The organism is Mesorhizobium sp. M4B.F.Ca.ET.058.02.1.1, from assembly GCF_003952505.1.
Taxonomy (GTDB): domain Bacteria; phylum Pseudomonadota; class Alphaproteobacteria; order Rhizobiales; family Rhizobiaceae; genus Mesorhizobium.
This window is the reverse complement of record NZ_CP034450.1, coordinates 840,581-858,143: the sequence shown is the minus strand read 5'-3', so window position 1 is coordinate 858,143 and position 17,563 is coordinate 840,581. Positions and strand designations below refer to the sequence as shown.

Sequence of the window (17,563 nt, the reverse complement as noted above, 5' to 3'; positions counted from 1 at the left end):
CGGCCAACGCTGGCAGCCGACGCGAGGGCGGTTGTCCACAGCTGCGCGGCGGCTCAGTCCAGAACCGATACGATCGCCTTTGCGAGCGCGTCCATCCCGTCCTCGGGCAGGCCGGCCACGTTGATGCGGCTGTCGCCGACCATATAGACGGCGTGCTCGGTGCGCAGCCGCTCGACCTGAGCTTCCGAAAGGCCTAGGCGCGAGAACATGCCGCGATGGCTGGCGACGAAATCGAAGCGGTCGGAATTGGACTGCCGGCGTAGCGCCTCGGCGAAGGCGACGCGCAGCCGCAGCATGCGCAGCCGCATCTCCTCTAGTTCCGCCTGCCAGTCCGCGCGCAAAGCGGCGTCTTCCAGCACGATGCGTACCGCCGCCGCGCCATGGTCCGGCGGCATCGAATAGAGTGCGCGCGCCGCAGACAGCATCTGGCTCATCGCCACATCGGCGTGCGCACCGTCCTTGGCCAGGATCATCGCCGCGCCGACGCGGTCGCGGTAGACGGCAAAGTTCTTCGAGCAGCTCGAGGCGACGACCATTTCCGGGACTTTTGCCGCGAGCAGCCGCACGCCCGCGGCGTCGGCGTCGAGGCCCTCGCCAAAGCCCTGGTAGGCAATGTCGACGAAGGGCAGCAGGCCGCGCTCGACGACCAGGTCGGCGACCTCGGCCCAATGCGCGGCATCGAGATTGGCGCCGGTCGGATTGTGGCAGCAGCCATGCAGCAGCACCACGTCGCCGCGCTCAGCCGTCCGCAGGGCCGCCACCATGTCCTTGAAGCGCACCGAGCCGGAAGCGGCGTCGAAGTAGGGATAGTCGCGGATCTGCAGACCGGCGGCGCGCATCACCGGCATGTGGTTCGGCCAGGTCGGATCGGACAGCCACACCGTCGCGCCGGCTCGGGTACGTTGCAAAAGCTCGGCCACGAGCCTGAGCGCGCCAGAGCCACCCGGCGCCTGCGCCGTGCGGATGCGTGACAGGTCCGCATTGTCACCAAAGGTGAGCTTGGCCATCGCCGTGTCGAAGGCAGTGTCGCCAGCAAGGCCGAGATAGGTCTTGGTGTCCTGGCCCTGAAGCAGCCGCTTCTCGGCTTCGCGCACGGCGCGCATCACCGGAGTCCTGCCGTCGCGATCCTTGTAGACGCCGACGCCGAGATCGACCTTGCCCGGACGCGGATCGGCGCGATAAAGGCCAATCAACGCAAGGATCTTGTCGGCGGGGGCGGGCTGCAGGGTTTCAAACATCGATACGGCTCCAATGGCGGCGGAGTGATACGCAAAACGGCAGCGCTTCGCCAGCGCTTTTCGATTGCATCAATCTTGAGGCTGCGCCGCCCTCCACGTTCCTGTCACATCGGCGTCGTTCGCCAGATCGGACAAAAATCGCTTGTAGCCGGATTAAAACCTTGCCCTGCTCCGTAAACAGGGCATGAAACGGTCGATGCCACGCTTCGATATTGTCGGACAGCTCGGTTCGCTGCGCCGCTATGCGCGCTCGCTGACGCGCGACAGCACGGAGGCCGAGGACCTGGTGCATGACGCGCTGGTGCGCGCCTATGAGCGGCGCGGTACCTTTCGTGCCGGCAGCAACCTTCGCGCCTGGCTGCTTGCGATCGTCCACAACGCCTTCATCGATGGTGTCCGCTCGCGCCGGTCGGAAGCGGCGCGAGTCGAGCAGGCCGGGTACCTTGCCGACAGCACCTCCCCGGCGCCCCAGGACCATTCGGTCCGTCTGGCGCAGGTGCGGACGGCCTTTTTATCCCTGCCGGAGGAGCAGCGGTCGGCGCTGCATCTCGTCGCCATCGAGGGGCTGAGCTACGCCCAGGCGGCCGAGGTCAGTGGCGTGCCGCTGGGAACGTTGATGTCACGCATCGGCCGGGCCCGGGCGGCACTGCGCGAGATGGAGGAGGCCGCGCCGGTCGGCAGGAACCATCTCAGGATCGTCAAAGGTGAGCGATGAATGCGATGCTCGATCCCGTGACCGACGCCGATCTCGACGCCTATGTCGACGACCAGATGGAGGTGGCCCGCCGCATCGAGGTGGAGGCGTTCCTGTCCACCCAGCCTGAGGTCGCGGCGCGCGTGATGTCCGACCTTCGGACGCGCGACGAGCTGCGCGTGGCGCTCGCCGGCAAGGGCATGGCGCGGCCGGCGACCGCCGAGGCGGCACGACGGTTGGAGCGCGGACTGACCAGGGACCGCATCTTTTCCGTGCTGCAGCGGGCGGCGGCGGCGGCCATCCTGGTCGCGGCCGGCTGGCTGGCGAACGGCATTTTCGGACCCGTCGCGGTGACCAAGGTTGTCGCTTCCACGCAGCCGCCGGCCTATGTCGAGGAGGCGGTGAGGGCGCACCGGACGACGCTGATGCGCGAGGCGATGACCTCCCAGCGTGAAGCGCCGGACTACAATCCCGGCGAAATCCGTGCCGCGACCGCGATCGTCATGCCGTCGCTGCCAGGCGACTGGAAGGTGCGCGACGTGCAGATCTATCCGTCGCGCTTCGGCCCGAGCGTCGAGATGGCGCTCGAGACCAAGGATCTCGGCCTGGTCTCACTGTTCGCGATCAGGCCCGGAACCTTCGACGTGGTGAAGCCGGCCGTCGCGCCCTCGGGCGATATTTCCTCGGCCTATTTCCAGATCGGCGAGGTCGCCTACGCCGTGGTCGCGCGCAGCGATGCGCGCGACCTCGACCGGGCCGCCGAAACGCTGGCCCGCACGCTTTACTGAGACCAACCAAGGAGACCGATGATGAATACCCCCAATCTGGGATATCGCGTGGGCAGCGGCGCCCGAGCCGGCGCCCTCTACGACGAGGGCCTGCGCCAGCACATGCTGCGCGTCTACAACTATATGGGCCTTGGCCTCATCGTCACCGGCGCCATCGCCTTCGCCGTGGCCTCGACGCCGGCGCTCTACGTGCCGATCTTCTCCAGCCCGTTGAAATGGGTGGTGATGCTGGCGCCGCTCGCCTTCGTGCTGTTGTTCTCGTTCCGCATGCAGACCATGTCGGCGGCCAGCGCGCAGGCGATGTTCTGGGCCTTCTGCGCCGTCATGGGCCTGTCGCTGGCTTCGGTGTTCCTGGTCTTCACCGGCACCAGCATCGCGCGCACCTTCTTCATCGCCGCCAGCATGTTCGGCGCGACAAGCCTTTACGGCTATACGACAAAGCGCGACCTGACGCAGTTCTCGTCGTTCCTGATCATGGGCCTGATCGGCGTGGTGATCGCCAGCCTCGTCAACCTGTTCCTCGGCTCGACCGCGCTGCAGTTCGCCATCTCGGTGATCGGCATCGCCGTGTTCATCGGGCTCACCGCCTGGGACACGCAGACGATCAAGGAGCAGTACGCCGAGAATTTCGACGCGGAATCGCGGCAGAAGCTCGCCGTCTTCGGCGCCTTCTCGCTCTATCTGAACTTCGTCAACATCTTCCAGCTGCTGCTGAACTTCACTGGCGAACGCGAATAGACCGGACCGTAGCAGGCAACACTGCGAGCCTGGTCGTGGCCGGAGGGAAACCTCCGGCCACGTTTCGTTCGGACGGTGGCCGGCGTGAAATCGCGACAGCGTCGGCTCTTGAGTTTCACCGAAAGCCTTTGGTAGCCTGCCGGCCATGCCAGCCAGCCGCGAGGACATATGGAACAGGACAGCCTGACGCTTCATGGTGACGGCATCTCGGCGACGATAGTCGGGCAGGGGGCCGAACTGGTTTCCTTGCGCAATGCCGAGGGCACAGAGCTTTTGTGGCAAGCCGGCCCGGAATGGCGGCGTCACTCGCCGGTGCTGTTTCCGATCGTCGGCCGGTTGAAAGGCGACCAGTTGCGCCATCGTGGGCAAAGCTATGCGATGACGCAACATGGCTTTGCCCGCGACAGGCGGTTCGCCTGGGCGGAGCAGGGGCTTCTTCCTGCACGCTGGTCCTGACTGACGACGCCGAGACGCGAGCTCGCTATCCATTCGCCTTTCGCCTCGCCATCACCTACAGCGTCGGCCCTCGCCGGCTTGGCGTGAGCTTCGAGGTCACAAACACAGGCGACGAGTTGTTGCCGGCCTCGGTCGGGGCGCATCCGGCATTCAACTGGTCGCTAGATCCGGATCAGACCAAGCAAGCCTATCGGCTAACCTTTGCCGATAATGAATCCTCGCCGATCCGCCGCCTGAAGGACGGCCTGTTATTGCCAACGCTCCAGCCCACGCCAATCGAAGGCAGGACGCTCGCGCTCACCGAGCGGCTCTTCGACGACGACGCCGTTATCCTGGATCGCCCGGCCAGCCCCAGCGTGCGCTATGCCGCAGAGCGCGGGCCAGCGATCGAAATGTCTTGGCAGGGGTTTAACGAACTGGGCATCTGGTCCAAACCGGGCGGGGCGCCGTTCCTGTGCATCGAGCCGTGGCATGGCATCGCTAGCCCGATCGATTTCGATGATGAGTTCACCGACAAACCGGGCGTGATGCTGATCGAGCCGGGTGCCAAGCGAACCCTCAGCTATCAGGTCGACCTGTTGACGATGTGAAGCCCGCCGCGAGTTTTCAAACCTGCCGGACGATGGCGCCGATCACATTGACGAGAAGGCGCGCCGCAGTCAGCGCCGACAGGCCGTCATTGTCGGCGGGAGGGTAGAGTTCGACTAGGTCGAATCCTGCGATCCCGGCCCGTCTGCCGAGGCCCGCGATCAGGTCGATCACCTGCGTGTAGGTGAGGCCGCCAGGCGACCGTGCAGCCACGCCCGGCATGATGGAGGGGTCGAGGCCGTCGCAGTCGAGGGTGATGACGACCGGTGCTCCCTCTGGAATATGCCGCAGAGCGGCGTCGATGCCTTGGGCGTGAACCTCGCGGACGGTCACGAAACGGCTGCCAAAGCGCTGCGCCGCTTCGATCTCGGCGAGGCCGGCGCTGCCGACACCGCGGATGCCGACCTGCACCATGCCGGCGACATGCGCCATCTCGCTCACCCGGCGCATCGGGTTCGAATAGCCGTAGCGTTCGCCGTCGACCTCGTCGCGCCAGTCGATGTGGGCGTCGATCTGAAGGACCCAGACCGGCCTGTGGTCGGCAAAACCGGCGAGAAAGGGAATGGGCACAGAATCGTCACCGCCGAGCAGGATCGGCACGGCCGGCAAAGCCAGGACCTCGCGTGTCTTGACCTCGATCCGCGCCCGGTTTCCAGCATTGTCACGCATGGTGGTCAAGATGTTGCCGGCGTCGACGCAGCAGGCCGGCTTGCCGTCGAACAGCGGGCCGCCGAGATCGAAATCCCAGTGCCCGACCAGACGGGCGTCGTCCTGGCTCGCCGCGCGGATGGCGTCGGCGGCCAAGGCATAGCCGCTGCTGTCCTTGCCGGGGTAGGTGCTGCCGTGACCGGCGCCGAAGATGACCGCGCGGGGCAAGTGGCCATCAGCGAGGTGATCGGGAAAGCCGAGAAAGGAAGGTGCAGCGGTCATTTCTTTGTGGACCTTCGTTGTAAAGTTCGTGGGCGCCAGCGGCTTGGGGCAGGTAGTTACTTCACCCTGGAGTTTTGAAATACTTTACGCGATCGTGCCTTGAGAAGTCAGACGAGCAGTGGTGTCTGTGGATGATAACGCCTCAAAAACCTGTTGTTCACGTGGTCTTCAATACGTCGGCCGCCGGCAGCCTGCGTTGGTCCCTCGCTCATATGGGCCTGAACGCAACCGTCATCGGGTTGCCGGACGACCTGAGCTTTGGCCCTATCGACCCGCCCGCGGCAGATATTCGCGCCCGATGGATGGAAGACACATTGGGCTTCGAAAGGCAGCCGGACCTCGAACAAGAGACCGATCTTTTCTGGAGCCGCGCAACGGGCAGGGACATCGCGCCGGTCGCATGGGTATGTCGGCAAAGCGCTATGGAATTTGCAGGCTTCCTCGAATTTGTTTCGCGGATTGGCGATCATCCATTTCGAGTGGTCGACATAACCGAGGTCGAGTTCACTCGGACGTCCGATGGGTCCGAGTCTACGACCTGGCGGGCAGGATCGTTCGGGCTCGTGCCGTCAGATAGTATTATCAGAGCGCGGCTCTTGGAACGTCAGACGACTTTGACCGGAAAGGAGTTGCAGGTTTACCGCGATTTATGGAAAAGGCTTCGTGCTGAGAATGCAGCTTTTCGCGTCGCAGCCGACCTTGGCCTTCATTCAGAGCCCATCAGGTATTTCGATAAAGCGGTGACGTCACATGTGACGGACGATTGGGAGAAATGCAGTCTTGTGGTCGCCAAAATCCTTGTCGCTTTGGGGGACGATGGCCTTCACTGTGGAGATCTCGTGCTCTGGTCTCGCGTCCGAGCACTTGTCGACGAGGGCGTTTTTGAGATGAAGGGCGACGGCGTGCGGATGCGCAACAGCTCCGTACGGTTGGCGAGCGGGACCGGATAACATGGCGTTTCGCCATCTCCGAGATACACATCAGAAAGTCGCATAAGATAGATTATGGAACTGATACTTAGGGCGATGCGCCGATCAGGAGGTCGATTGCCGCAACGCTTTCGCCAACCCCGCCGGGTTTTGACAGGCCATGGCATGTCCGGCTTGCGGCACGACACAGACGTTGATTCCCAGTTGGGACAGACGTTGGGTATCTTCGTCCGGCAAGGACTCTTCGCCGAAGATAACAGTCCTTGGCATCGTCATCCCAACAAGCAATTCACGCCAGGACGGATTGCTGCCGACGATCAGTGATGTTGCTGCCCGATGAACGGCATATGGGGCGCTGACCGACAACGAAGCTGCCCAGATGCCATTGCCGTCCGCTTTGGACATTCTCACCAAATCCTCGTGGCCATGGGCCACGTAGTCGACCTCGTCCATGCCGGCGACTTTCCCGCTGAAGAAGCCTCCACCTGGATCGAGATTGGGCTCGCTCAAAACGAGGTTCCGGACGCGATCGCCAATCAGGCTTGCAGCAACGATAGCAATGGAACCGCCCATGCTGTGGCCGAATAGATCCAGCCTCTCGGGGGCCAACTCATTGATAAGTTCCACCAAAATCCGCGCCTGATCATCGATCGTATAGCTGAAGTCAGCCGGCCGGTCGCTGAAACCAAATCCAAGCAGATCGACCAGCACCATTCGCTTGCCCATCAGCGCAGCATCGCAGGCGACGCGCGGATAGTCGCAGGAAGAAGCGCAACCAAGGCCATGAACGAAAATTAGCGGGACACCGGCGCCCAGGATATCATGATAGAGCAAGTTTCCTTGATCTCTGGGCAGTTTGAACGACTTCATGGCTCACAGCCTCTATGAAAGACGTCACCTATCATTCGGATTCGTAAGTAATTTCAATCGCCATGCCGTCATATGCCGGCACGATATGATCCGGCGTCTCGGCCATCACCTTGGCATAGTCGAGCGGCACATGCATGTGCGTCAGCACGGCGTTTTTCGGCGCCAGTCTGTCGATCCAGCCGAGCGCCTGGCCGAGCGACAGATGGCTCGGATGGGTGTTGTACTGCAGCGCGTCGATCACCAGCATATCGAGATCGCGCAGCCGCTCGGCGGTGGCGTCGGGGAAGTCGCTGATGTCAGGGCAATAGGCGAGCCCGCCGGCGCGGAAGCCAAGCGAGATGATGTCGCCATGGATTTGCGGCAGCGGCTCGAGGGTGAGGGGACCCCCCTCGCCTTCGATCACCACCGGCCTGGCATGGTCGATGAGATGCGGCCTGACGATCGGCGGGTACGAACTGCCCGGCGGCGTCTCGAAACAATAGCTGAACGCCTCACGCAGGCGCTGCATCGTCGGCTGGTCGGCGTGGATGTCAATCAAGTGGCGCTGTTCCAGCACATAGCCGCGCAGGTCATCGATGCCGTGGATATGGTCGGCATGCGGATGCGTGTAGACGACCGCGTCGATGCGTTTGACGGACGCCAGAAGCATCTGCTCGCGGAAATCCGGCCCGGTGTCGATGACGACCGTTGTGCGGCCACCGTTCGCCGCGACCCGCTCGACCAGCGCGGCCGCGCGCATGCGCCGGTTCCTGGGATTGGCGGGATCGCAATCGCCCCAGTCGCCGGTGATGCGCGGCGTGCCGGGCGACGAGCCGCAGCCGAGGATGGTGAGGCGCAGCCGGTCGCTCATGCCTCAGGCGCCCGGCGCGTCGGGGCGCGGCATCTTCCGGAACAGCCGGAAGACATTGTCCGTGGTGATATCGGCGATCTCGGCCTCGCCGACGCCGATCGTCTCGGCCAGCACCCTGGCGGTGTTGGCGACATAGGCCGGCTCGTTGCGCTTGCCGCGAAACGGGATCGGCGCGAGATAAGGCGCATCGGTTTCGACCAGCAGCCGGTCACGCGGCACGTTGGCGGCGATGGCGCGCAAATCGGTCGAGTTCTTGAAGGTCAGGATGCCGGAGAACGAGACGTAGCCGCCAAGCGCGACGCCGACCTCGGCCAGCCTGCGCCCCGACGAAAAACAATGCAGAATGAAGGGGAAAGCGCCCTTCCCTGTCTCGTCTTCGAGGATCGCGGCCATGTCGTCGTCGGCATCGCGAGAATGGATGACCAGCGGCAGGCCGGTCTGGCGCGCCGCCGCGATATGAGTGCGAAAACCTTGCGCCTGCGCATCGCGCGGGGCGCGGTCGTAGAAATAGTCGAGCCCGGCCTCGCCGATCGCCACCACCTTTGGGTGCGCGGAAAGGCGCACCAGCTCGTCGGCGGTCACGTCGAGTTCTTCCGCCGCATTGTGTGGATGGGTGCCGACCGAGCAATAGACCTCATCAAAAGTCTCAGCAATTTCAAGTATTTGCTGAAACCGCCTCACACGTGTCGAGATCGTCACCATGCGGCCGATGCCGGCCGCGAGGGCGCGGGCGACGATGGCCGCCCGCTCCTCGGCGAAGTCCGGAAAGTCGAGATGGCAATGACTGTCGACCAGCATCAGGCTTTGGCATCCTGCTCGACATAACGCGGGAACACGCCCTCGGGCGCCGGCAGGGCCGTGCCCGGCACCAGCGCATGGTCGGCATGGACATGCTCGAAATTGCGCTTGTCCGCCGGTACCGCCAGCAGGTCGAGCAGCTTCGCGGCAGATCCCGGAATGAAGGGCTGGCACAGCACCGTCACCCGCCGGACGAGTTCTGCCGTTGTCCACAGCACCGTCTCCATGCGCACGGGATCGGTTTTCCGCAGCGCCCAGGGTTCCTGGGAAGCAAAATAGCGATCGGCTTCCGCCACCACGCCGAAAATCGCCGCCAGCGCCAGATGGATGCCCTGCTCCGCCATCGCCTTGCGTGCCGTCGCCAGCGCTTCGACCGCCTGATCGAGGATGGCGCCGTCGGCCTCCGTCAATTCGCCGCGCTTCGGCACCACGCCGCCGCAGTTCTTGGCGATCATCGACAGCGAGCGCTGCGCCAGATTGCCGAGCCCGTTGGCGAGATCCGCGTTGGTGCGGTTGACGATCGCTTCATGGCTGTAGTTGCCGTCCTGTCCGAATGGCACCTCGCGCAGGAAGAAATAGCGCACCTGGTCGACGCCGTAGTGCTCGGCCATGGTGAACGGGTCGATGACGTTGCCGACCGACTTCGACATCTTCTCGCCGCGGTTGAACAGGAAGCCGTGGCCGAAGACGCGCTTGGGCAGCGGGATTCCCGCCGACATCAGGAAGGCCGGCCAATAGACGGCATGGAAGCGCACGATGTCCTTGCCGATGATGTGCGCATCCGCCGGCCAGAATTTCCAATTCTCAGCGTTTTCATCGGGATAGCCGAGGCCGGTGATGTAGTTGGTCAAGGCGTCGACCCACACATACATCACGTGCTTCTCGTCGCCGGGCACCGGCACGCCCCAGTCGAAAGTGGTGCGCGAGACCGACAGGTCCTTCAGCCCCGACTTGACGAAACTCATCACCTCGTTGCGCCGCTCTGCGGGGCCGATGAAGTCGGGCTGGCTTTCGTAAAGCGCTGTGAGCTTGTCCTGATAGGCCGAAAGCCGGAAGAAATAGCTCTCTTCCTCGACCCATTCGACCGGCGTCCCCTGCGGCCCGTAGCGGACGTTGTCGGCCCGAACCTCGGTCTCCTCCTCGCCGTAATAGGCCTCGTCGCGCACCGAATACCAGCCGGCATAGCCGCCCTTGTAGATATCGCCATTGGCGGCCATCGCCTTCCAGATCGCCTGCGAGGACGCGTAGTGGCGCTCCTCGGTGGTGCGGATGAAATCATCATTGGAGGCGTTGAGCACCGCCGCCATGCGCCTGAATTCGGCCGAGTTGCGGTCGGCGAGTTCGCGCGGCGAGAGGCCATCCTTGCGCGCCGTCTGCAGCATCTTGATGCCGTGCTCGTCGGTGCCGGTGAGGAAGAAGACCTGCTTGCCATCAAGGCGCTGGAAGCGGGCGAGCGCGTCGGTGGCGATCAGCTCGTAGGCATGGCCGATATGCGGCTTGCCGTTCGGGTAGGATATCGCGGTCGTGATGTAGAATGTGTCGCGTGACATGAATGAACCGTCATGAAAGTCTGAATGTGAGTTGTGGGGGTGGATATCCTATCGGCATGGCGATTGCCATCCCGAGCGGGCCATCACATTCGCATCGCAGAATTCAGGCGGTCGATCATGATCAGAGCGTGCTGCTTCTTGTCGAGATTGTAGGTCTCGGTCTCAGATATAGCGTTCTGGGCTTCCTGCCAAGCTTCGGACAGGGCTTTGGCCCGCGCCAGATCGCCGGCGAGTGCCGCCTCGCTGGCGCGTGAGGACAACAGGTCAAGCGCGTGTCGGTTGAAGATGTCGAACTGGATCGCCTGGTCGCGGCCGGCAACCGCCTCGGCAAGCCGGTGGGCGCCGGCGACGTCGCCCTTCCTCGCCGCAACCAGGGCGTCGAGCGCGGCCGCGATCTCCAGCCCGCCATATTGGGTCAGAAGGATCGCGTTGCGGGCGCTGCCGCCTGCCCGCTCCGCAAGTGCCGCGCGCGCAGCCGGCTCCTCGGGTGGCGGCGGCTCGATGCCTTGCAGAACGGTCATCAACTCCTCGTCGCCGAGCGGCGTCAGCCGCACCATCTGGCAGCGCGACCGGATGGTCGGCAAAAGGCTGCCCGGCGCATGCACGATCAGGATGAACAGCGTGCGCGCCGGCGGCTCCTCCAGATTCTTCAGCAAGGCATTGGCGGCATTGGTGTTCATGTCGTCGGCCGGGTCGACGATAACGATGCGGTAGCTGCCGTCGTGCGAGGTCATCGACAGGAAGCGGCTGACCTTGCGGATCTCGTCCACGGTGACGACCGTCTTGAAGCTCTTGGTCTTGTCGTTGGCCGGCCGGGTCAGGTGCAGCACCGAAGGATGCGCCCCCGTGGCGATCTGGCGAAACAAGGATGAGGCCGGGTCAGGTTGGGCGATCGTCTCCGGCGCCCGCTCGAAGGCCGGATGCCTTAGGAGATGATGCGCAAGGTGAAAGGCCAGCGTCGCCTTGCCGATGCCGACCGGCCCGGCAAGGATCAATGCGTGCGGCAGCTTGCCGGCGCGATAGGCCGCCACGAGCATGGATGCCGCCTGATGGTGGCCGACAAGGCGAGCCGTCTCGGACGGTTCCGGCACGCCGTCCAGCGTGTCGTGCTGCTCGGGGGCGATGCGTTCGAAGATCATGCCGTCGCTGTCTGCCGCTTCTCGGCCGGCGTTATCGTCTCCAGCGCCGCGAAGACGGCGGCGGTGACGACATTCTCAACCGTCTCTGGGTCGGCGGAGGCGTCGACGACTATGCAACGCTCTGGCTCGGCCTCGGCGATGGCGAGAAAGGCCTCGCGCCGGCGGCGATGGATATCGAGCGTTTCCTTCTCGAAGCGGTCGGGGCCGTCATTGGCGCCGCGGCGGGCGGTGGCGCGCCGCAGGCCCTCGATGGGATCGATGTCGAAGATCAGCGTCATGTCGGGCACCATGCCGTTGATGGCGACCTCCTCCAGCGTCGCCATGAAGGCTGGATCGAGACCACCAGTGACGCCCTGGTAGACACGCGAGGAATCGATGAAGCGGTCGCAGAGCACGATCGACCCGCGCTCGACCGCCGGCCGGATGACCTGCTCGACATGGTCGGAACGGGCGGCGGCGAACAGCAGCGCCTCCATCTTGGGGCCGAAGGGCTCGGCGGCGCCGGAAAGCAGCACATGCCGCACCGCCTCGGCGCCCGGCGAGCCGCCGGGCTCGCGGGTGACGAGGACGTCATATTTCTTGGCGCGCATCCGCTTTGCCAGCCGCTCGATCTGCGTCGACTTGCCTGCCCCCTCGCCGCCTTCGAAGGTGATGAAAAATCCGCTCGTCACCGGAAAAAGCCTCTGCCCATGCTGGACGCTGTCATAGCCCTCGTCCGATAAAAGGTCTATGCGCTAACGCAGCCAGCCGACGGCCAGTTCCTTGGCGGCATCGAGCGCGCGCTGCGGCAGCGTGCCGACGCCGACCGTTTCGGCGGCGAAAAGCGGCGTCTCCTGGCTCAGCGTGTCGCCGATCCAGACGCGCAGCTTGCCCACCGGCTGCCCCTCCTCCACAGGCGCCGAGACCGGCCCGTCATAGACGATTCTTGCGGTCAGCTTGTCGCGGTTGGCGATCGGCAGGAAAATATCGATCGGTCCTTTCGCCTTGAGCGCCACGCCGGATTTGGCGCCGCCGAACACTTGGGCCTCGCCGACCACCTCGTCCTTGGCAAAGATCTCGGTCTTCTGGAATGAGCGGACGCCCCAGTCGAGCAGCTTGCGCGCCTCCTCGGAGCGTTCGCGATCACTCGCCAGCCCGCTCATCGCGACGATGACGCGGGTACCGTTGTGGCTGACCGAGCCGACAATGCCGAAGCCAGCCGCCTCGCTCATGCCGGCGACGAAGCCATCGGCCTCGATGCCCATGGCCAATAGCGGGTTTCGATTCTTCTGGGTGATCTTGTTCCAGGTGAAATCCGCCTGGCCGTAGTAGCGATAGAAATCGGGGTAGTCGCGCCAGATATGCAGCGCCAGCTGCGCAAGCTCCCGAACCGTCGTCTGCTGGCCGTCTGCCGGCAGGCCGGTGGCGTTCACGAAGGTCGATTTCTGCAGGCCGAGTTCGCGGGCGCGCTCGGTCATCTGCACGGCGAAATTGGCCTCCGAGCCGGCCATGCCCTCGGCCAGCACGATGCAGCCGTCATTGGCGGCCTGCACCGTCACGCCTTGGATCAGGTCCTCGACGCGAACCGGCGATTTGAGCTTGGCGAACATGGTCGATGTGCCGGACGGCGCGCCGCCGGTGCGCCAGGCGTTCTCGCTGACCAGGAACGTGTCGTTGATCGTCATGCGGCCGGACTTGATGGCGTTGAAGACCACTTCCATCGTCATCAGCTTGGCCATCGAGGCCGGCGGGATGGGCTTGTCGGCATCCTTGGCGAACAGCACGGTGCCGGTGTCGGCATCGATCATGAAGGCTTGCGCCGCCTTGGTTTCGAAAAGCTGTGCGTTGGCCGGGATCAGGGAAAGCAGCAACAGGCAAAGCCCAGCGAGGGGCGGAAAAAGGCGAAACTGCATAAGGGCTCGACCCGTTAGCCGGTATTGGCAGGGCAAAGCTATCAGGCTTTTTTCCGGCGGATCAACCGTGCGATCGAAATAGATCAGTCGCGCACGACAAGCGCGTCCGGCGCGCCGTGCGACCAGGCCGCCTTCAGCACGTCATCGACGCTGCCATGGCCGTCCGGATAGACGTTGACCGCATACCAGTCGTTGCCATCGAGCTCGGTGCGCTGGATTTCGGTCCTGCCGAAAGGCTTGAGCGCCGCCGCCACGCGTTTTGCCTCGGCCGCATCATCGAAGGAGCCGGCGGCGACATAGTCGGCGGCGGCCGGCGATGTCGAATTGGATCTCTTCCACGATTGCAGAATGTCCGAGGGCGACATGCCCGCACCGTCGAAGGCGGCGAAGACGTCGGCGCGTCCGACGCGCTCGTCGGCATAGGAGAGCGAGGCCATGGCGAAGGGCGAATTCGGCGGCAAATTGATCTCCGGCCGCTCCGGCACGATCGGTCCAAAATCTGGCAGTATGACATCGCTGGCGCCCTGCGCCGACGTCGCCGGCTGATCCGACAGGGCGGGCTGGGCGGCAGGGGCATCCCCGGAATTGGTCAATTGCCCCGGGAACGGCACGGCGGCGGCAGGCGCGTCGACCGACAGGCTCGGCATCGGGCCGTTCATGGCCACCATCACGCCGGTCGGTAAGCCGTCCGACGGATCCGGCCGGTTATTGCCAGGATGGTATGAGGCAATCAGATACTGGTCGTCATCGCCGTCGAGCGGCGCTCGCCCGACATATTCGACCTTCACCTTGGCCGTGCCGACCTTGTCATAGTCGAGCATTTGCGCGGCTCGCTCCGAAACGTCGATGATGCGGCCTTCATGGTATGGGCCGCGGTCGTTGACGCGCACGATGACCGAACTGCCGGTTTCGAGGTTGGTGACGCGGGCGTAGCTCGGCAGCGGCATCGTCGGATGCGCCGCCGTAAGTTGCATCGTGTCATAGACTTCGCCGTTGGCAGTCAGCCGGCCGTGGAAGGCATCGCCATACCAGGATGCCAGGCCGACCTTGCGGTAGCGCTTGTCTTCCTTGGGATAATACCATTTGCCGCGCACCTGGTAGGGCTTGCCGAGTTGGTCGCGGCCGCCGCCGCGCCGCATGAAGGCAACGCGCGGGCTTGCCTTCACGCCATATTCGGTTTCGGCGAAATACTCCTTCGAGCGCGGCCTCTTGTCGATCATCGCCTTCGGCTGCGGCGTCGAGGTGCAGGCGGCAAGCAGCACCGCCGATATGGCGCACAGTGCAAGAGCTGGAGCGCGACGTAGACGCGGGCGCGCCGAAATCTGCATTGTTATGATGTCCCCTACAGTCTCGCCACCAGCTGAACGTCAGCGGAGCCAAAGCACCTGCCCGACACTTTGCCAGCGACACCCGGATCCCCAATCCCCTTGTGCGCAGGAATTGCTTATCACGGTATTAACCGATTGTGGTCGGAAGGCGGCGAGATTGTGGCAAGGCCTGTACCGGCGTGGCCGTGAACGCCGAGCGAGGCAATGCCAGCGACTTGATTGGCCAGTTGACCGCTGCCATCGCAGCAAAGGCGGAACAAAACTATGGCGCCGGCGTAGTCCCGGCGCCTCGAAGGCTCTCAGACCGGCCCACAGTCCAGAAGGTGCTTGGCGCCAACGCGCTCGTCAGGCCGGCGGTTGCTGGGAAGACGGAGCCACCTGCGCCGTAACGTGCGACAGCCTCTCGCGCTTGGTCAAAATCGGCTTTTCGTAAATCTTCTTCATGATTCCCTTTACCCCGAAAGATCCACTACGCCACAGATTGGTCGGGCGTGTGCCACATTGTCAATCAGGCTGGGCCGATTTGGCGGGATACTGTTGCATTTCGGCAAATATATCGAGCGACGATCCGACGCGGGTGGCAGGTCTTGGCGCCACGCACTAGGGAAGTGCGGTGGAAATGACCTCCCGCGTCTGGCGCGCCAAAAAACATAGACACCCCAGTGATTGGCACGATAGAGGGATGGCCGAGCAGTTTAAGGCCACGGTCTTGAAACGTGGTGAAAGCTTTCCCGCCTGTTATCAGCGGTCTTGAATAGCCGGCGCCAAATGAACAGCCCGCAACCTGCGGCAGCAGGCGCATCGGAACCCCTCACGCAAAATTTGAACTCGATTCAAATAGCGGAAGGCGCTTCCGTTCCATTAGCCAGTGCTGATTTAGAAATCTGCGACGTATTAACCGTTCGTAGACCGCGCTGTCCTATTCTGAGACAGCGCGGTCAACCAACTACCCCTGGCTGCGCAGGCGGCTCCGGCTACCCACCCCCAACGCCGGTCGGAGCCGCCACCCTCTCTTTTGATACCAGCGATGGTTGAATTAACTGTTACCACACGTACTTTCTAACGTGCTCTCCCGATCGCTAGACTTTTAGGGAATCGCCGGCGCTCCCAAAACCCCTGTCCGATTTGGCGATCCCTGACGTCTGGACTCAACCGCCGAATGACGCATCCTGGTTCTTGGGGGCAAGGGACGAACGGCGAAAGCTTGCGTTTCGGCAAATGTACAGGCCGGCGCGGTTGACAGGTCTTCGCGCCACGCACTAGAGCAGTGCGGTGCGGTGCGGTGCGGTGCGGTGCGGATGATGCCAACAGCAGGATCCGAAGGTCAACACAGGCACCAAAGTGATTGAAAGATCACGATGGAGGGATGGCCGAGCGGTTTAAGGCACCGGTCTTGAAATTCGCTCACTGGCGTCCCTGCCCTTGCCGCTTCGTACCGACGAGTCGTTGTCTGTCAAGGCTTTGGCGCCGTCGATTGGTCTGTTTGTGCTATTCCGTCCCTACCAATGACGTAGCGTAGCGTTGCAAAAAGCGTAGCAACTCGTTCACCCGCTGTTCTGGCTCGCGTGGCAGGGAATTTCCTGCAACTATCGGTGAGTCCGCGCGACAAGCGCGCGACATGGGAGGGGCGATGCGACGTAGATCACGTTGGGCAGCAGCACTCTTGATGTGCTCCACCATTACGGCACAAGCCAATTTTCTCAGCGGAAACGACCTGCATGATTTTTGTACGGGATCGGTACCCTTCGCGCGGGGTTATATAATGGGCGTAGCCGATTTGAACGACCTGAACTTGGGCGGCGTCGACTTGTCTGGCCAAACATTCGTGCAGCGGCAGTTCATTTGCGTCCCCCAGGGTGTCACTGGCCAACAAGCCGGCGATGTCGTGTGCAAATACTTGGTGGATCACCCGGAAGAGAGACAAAATCCGGCGGCCTTGCTCGTCTATAAGGCCCTGCTTGCTGCTTGGCGTTGTCCACAATGGAAAAGCCCTCCGCCGTGATGCAGCGGTCTGGTGTGGCCAAGTTGTCCATTCATCAGTAGTGGTCAGGCTGCTCGGGCGAATCGCCAGCATCGAACTCCCCATCAAGGAAGAATGGATTTGCCCCGCCCTCCAAGGCCAGGGTCTGGTTCGTCGCCAGCGTCCAGCCAAGGGACGGCTCATAGTCGCTGCTCTCCCCTTCCCTGTCGCCGTTGGGTTCCATATCCGGGTCGCCGTCTGCGTCGTCCAGTATGGCGAGCAGTGCTTCAACGGTGCGCTCGATCCGAAGTCGCCGCGCAGCGGTCAGGGGAAGGAAGTCCGAAGGCATCGCGCGCGCGGCCATCACAGCACCGTCGCGCGGTTGGCCTTGCGGCCCGCCTGTTGGCGCTTGTGGAGTTCGATGCGATCGACCAGTGCCGCATCATCGCGGGCAATTGCCAGCGCGGTTTCGGGAGTGCCGCCCCCATGCCGCCGCAGCCAGTCCTGTTTCCAGCGGAGATGGCGGACCGCTTCAGCAGGGATGAAAATCTGTTTTAGGCATTCTGTCCGCCACAGGAGCTGCGTCGTTTCCGCTAGCTCCCGCGCCTCGATATAGGTGGCGTGTTCCTTGCCGTACTGCCTACCTGCCAGAAGGCGGCGATAGTCCGCCGCAAAGTAAGCATGGCGAGCCAGCTCGATCTGCATACGGCCGGTCCACCAGTCGCTGGCGGGCTTGATCCAGGCGACGAGTTCGGCGAGTTCGTCCTTGACGTCCGGCGCCGGCCGAGGGCGGAATTGAACTACCTCACCCATGG

At 63.5% G+C, this 17,563-nt stretch carries 17 protein-coding genes and 1 pseudogene; 5 read left to right on the top strand and 13 right to left on the bottom strand.

The annotated features are described in order from the left end of the window. Nucleotides 1-53: 53 nt before the first annotated feature. Complete coding sequence (locus EJ073_RS04315) at nucleotides 54-1,238, bottom strand: amino acid aminotransferase (RefSeq protein ID WP_126054607.1); 1,185 nt, start codon at nucleotides 1,236-1,238, stop codon at nucleotides 54-56. Between the two features lie 196 nt (nucleotides 1,239-1,434). Between EJ073_RS04315 and EJ073_RS04310 the strand changes: the two genes are divergently transcribed. From EJ073_RS04310 to EJ073_RS04295, 4 genes and pseudogenes are all read left to right on the top strand, one after another. Continuing rightward, a complete protein-coding gene (locus EJ073_RS04310) occupies nucleotides 1,435-1,953 on the top strand; it encodes a sigma-70 family RNA polymerase sigma factor (RefSeq protein ID WP_189347396.1) in 519 nt (172 codons plus the stop codon). Then, nucleotides 1,950-2,720 carry an anti-sigma factor gene (locus EJ073_RS04305; RefSeq protein WP_126054605.1) on the top strand — a complete coding sequence of 257 codons (771 nt, stop codon included), beginning with the start codon at nucleotides 1,950-1,952 and terminating at the stop codon, nucleotides 2,718-2,720. The genes EJ073_RS04310 and EJ073_RS04305 overlap by 4 nt, the downstream gene beginning before the upstream one ends. Nucleotides 2,721-2,741: 21 nt before the next feature. Beyond that, a complete protein-coding gene (locus EJ073_RS04300) occupies nucleotides 2,742-3,458 on the top strand; it encodes a Bax inhibitor-1/YccA family protein (RefSeq protein ID WP_126054604.1) in 717 nt (238 codons plus the stop codon). A 168-nt stretch (nucleotides 3,459-3,626) separates the two neighbouring features. Beyond that, nucleotides 3,627-4,504, top strand: a pseudogene (locus tag EJ073_RS04295) (aldose 1-epimerase family protein). Nucleotides 4,505-4,520: 16 nt separating this feature from the next. On the opposite strand, the gene EJ073_RS04290 reads toward EJ073_RS04295, so the two are convergent. Next, nucleotides 4,521-5,432: an agmatinase gene (locus EJ073_RS04290; RefSeq protein WP_126054603.1), complete on the bottom strand. Its 912-nt coding sequence runs from the start codon at nucleotides 5,430-5,432 to the stop codon at nucleotides 4,521-4,523. Nucleotides 5,433-5,563: 131 nt separating this feature from the next. Here EJ073_RS04290 and EJ073_RS04285 point away from each other — a divergent pair, with 131 nt between their 5' ends. Then, nucleotides 5,564-6,382, top strand: a complete 819-nt coding sequence (locus tag EJ073_RS04285; protein WP_126054602.1) for a DUF3658 domain-containing protein — start codon at nucleotides 5,564-5,566, stop codon at nucleotides 6,380-6,382. A gap of 84 nt (nucleotides 6,383-6,466) precedes the next feature. On the opposite strand, the gene EJ073_RS04280 is transcribed toward EJ073_RS04285, so the two are convergent. From EJ073_RS04280 to EJ073_RS04230, 11 genes are all read right to left on the bottom strand, one after another. Beyond that, nucleotides 6,467-7,231: an alpha/beta hydrolase gene (locus EJ073_RS04280; RefSeq protein ID WP_126054601.1), complete on the bottom strand. Its 765-nt coding sequence runs from the start codon at nucleotides 7,229-7,231 to the stop codon at nucleotides 6,467-6,469. 31 nt (nucleotides 7,232-7,262) lie between these two features. Next, on the bottom strand, nucleotides 7,263-8,081 hold the full coding sequence (locus EJ073_RS04275; RefSeq protein ID WP_126054600.1) for an MBL fold metallo-hydrolase: 819 nt from the start codon (nucleotides 8,079-8,081) through the stop codon (nucleotides 7,263-7,265). A gap of 3 nt (nucleotides 8,082-8,084) precedes the next feature. Then, entirely contained in the window at nucleotides 8,085-8,879 is a 795-nt protein-coding gene (locus tag EJ073_RS04270; protein ID WP_126054599.1) for a TatD family hydrolase, read from the bottom strand. Next, nucleotides 8,879-10,429 (bottom strand): methionine--tRNA ligase, encoded by a 1,551-nt coding sequence (metG, locus tag EJ073_RS04265; protein WP_126054598.1) that lies wholly within the window; start codon nucleotides 10,427-10,429, stop codon nucleotides 8,879-8,881. Before metG ends, EJ073_RS04270 begins: the two co-directional genes overlap by 1 nt. An 83-nt stretch (nucleotides 10,430-10,512) precedes the next feature. Continuing rightward, a complete protein-coding gene (locus tag EJ073_RS04260) occupies nucleotides 10,513-11,568 on the bottom strand; it encodes a DNA polymerase III subunit delta' (RefSeq protein ID WP_126054597.1) in 1,056 nt (351 codons plus the stop codon). Further along, nucleotides 11,565-12,239, bottom strand: a complete 675-nt coding sequence (gene tmk / locus EJ073_RS04255; RefSeq protein ID WP_126054596.1) for a dTMP kinase — start codon at nucleotides 12,237-12,239, stop codon at nucleotides 11,565-11,567. Before tmk ends, EJ073_RS04260 begins: the two co-directional genes overlap by 4 nt. A 63-nt stretch (nucleotides 12,240-12,302) precedes the next feature. Further along, complete coding sequence (locus tag EJ073_RS04250; RefSeq protein WP_126054595.1) at nucleotides 12,303-13,460, bottom strand: D-alanyl-D-alanine carboxypeptidase family protein; 1,158 nt, start codon at nucleotides 13,458-13,460, stop codon at nucleotides 12,303-12,305. A gap of 83 nt (nucleotides 13,461-13,543) precedes the next feature. Continuing rightward, the gene (locus EJ073_RS04245; protein WP_126054594.1) at nucleotides 13,544-14,788 is read right to left on the bottom strand and encodes a septal ring lytic transglycosylase RlpA family protein; all 1,245 of its coding nucleotides are present in this window, start codon (nucleotides 14,786-14,788) and stop codon (nucleotides 13,544-13,546) included. A 1,642-nt stretch (nucleotides 14,789-16,430) separates the two neighbouring features. Beyond that, entirely contained in the window at nucleotides 16,431-16,862 is a 432-nt protein-coding gene (locus EJ073_RS31965; RefSeq protein ID WP_126054593.1) for a hypothetical protein, read from the bottom strand. Continuing rightward, complete coding sequence (locus EJ073_RS04235; RefSeq protein ID WP_126054592.1) at nucleotides 16,825-17,112, bottom strand: hypothetical protein; 288 nt, start codon at nucleotides 17,110-17,112, stop codon at nucleotides 16,825-16,827. The genes EJ073_RS31965 and EJ073_RS04235 overlap by 38 nt, the downstream gene beginning before the upstream one ends. Beyond that, entirely contained in the window at nucleotides 17,112-17,561 is a 450-nt protein-coding gene (locus tag EJ073_RS04230; RefSeq protein ID WP_126054591.1) for a hypothetical protein, read from the bottom strand. The genes EJ073_RS04235 and EJ073_RS04230 overlap by 1 nt, the downstream gene beginning before the upstream one ends. Nucleotides 17,562-17,563 lie beyond the last annotated feature (2 nt).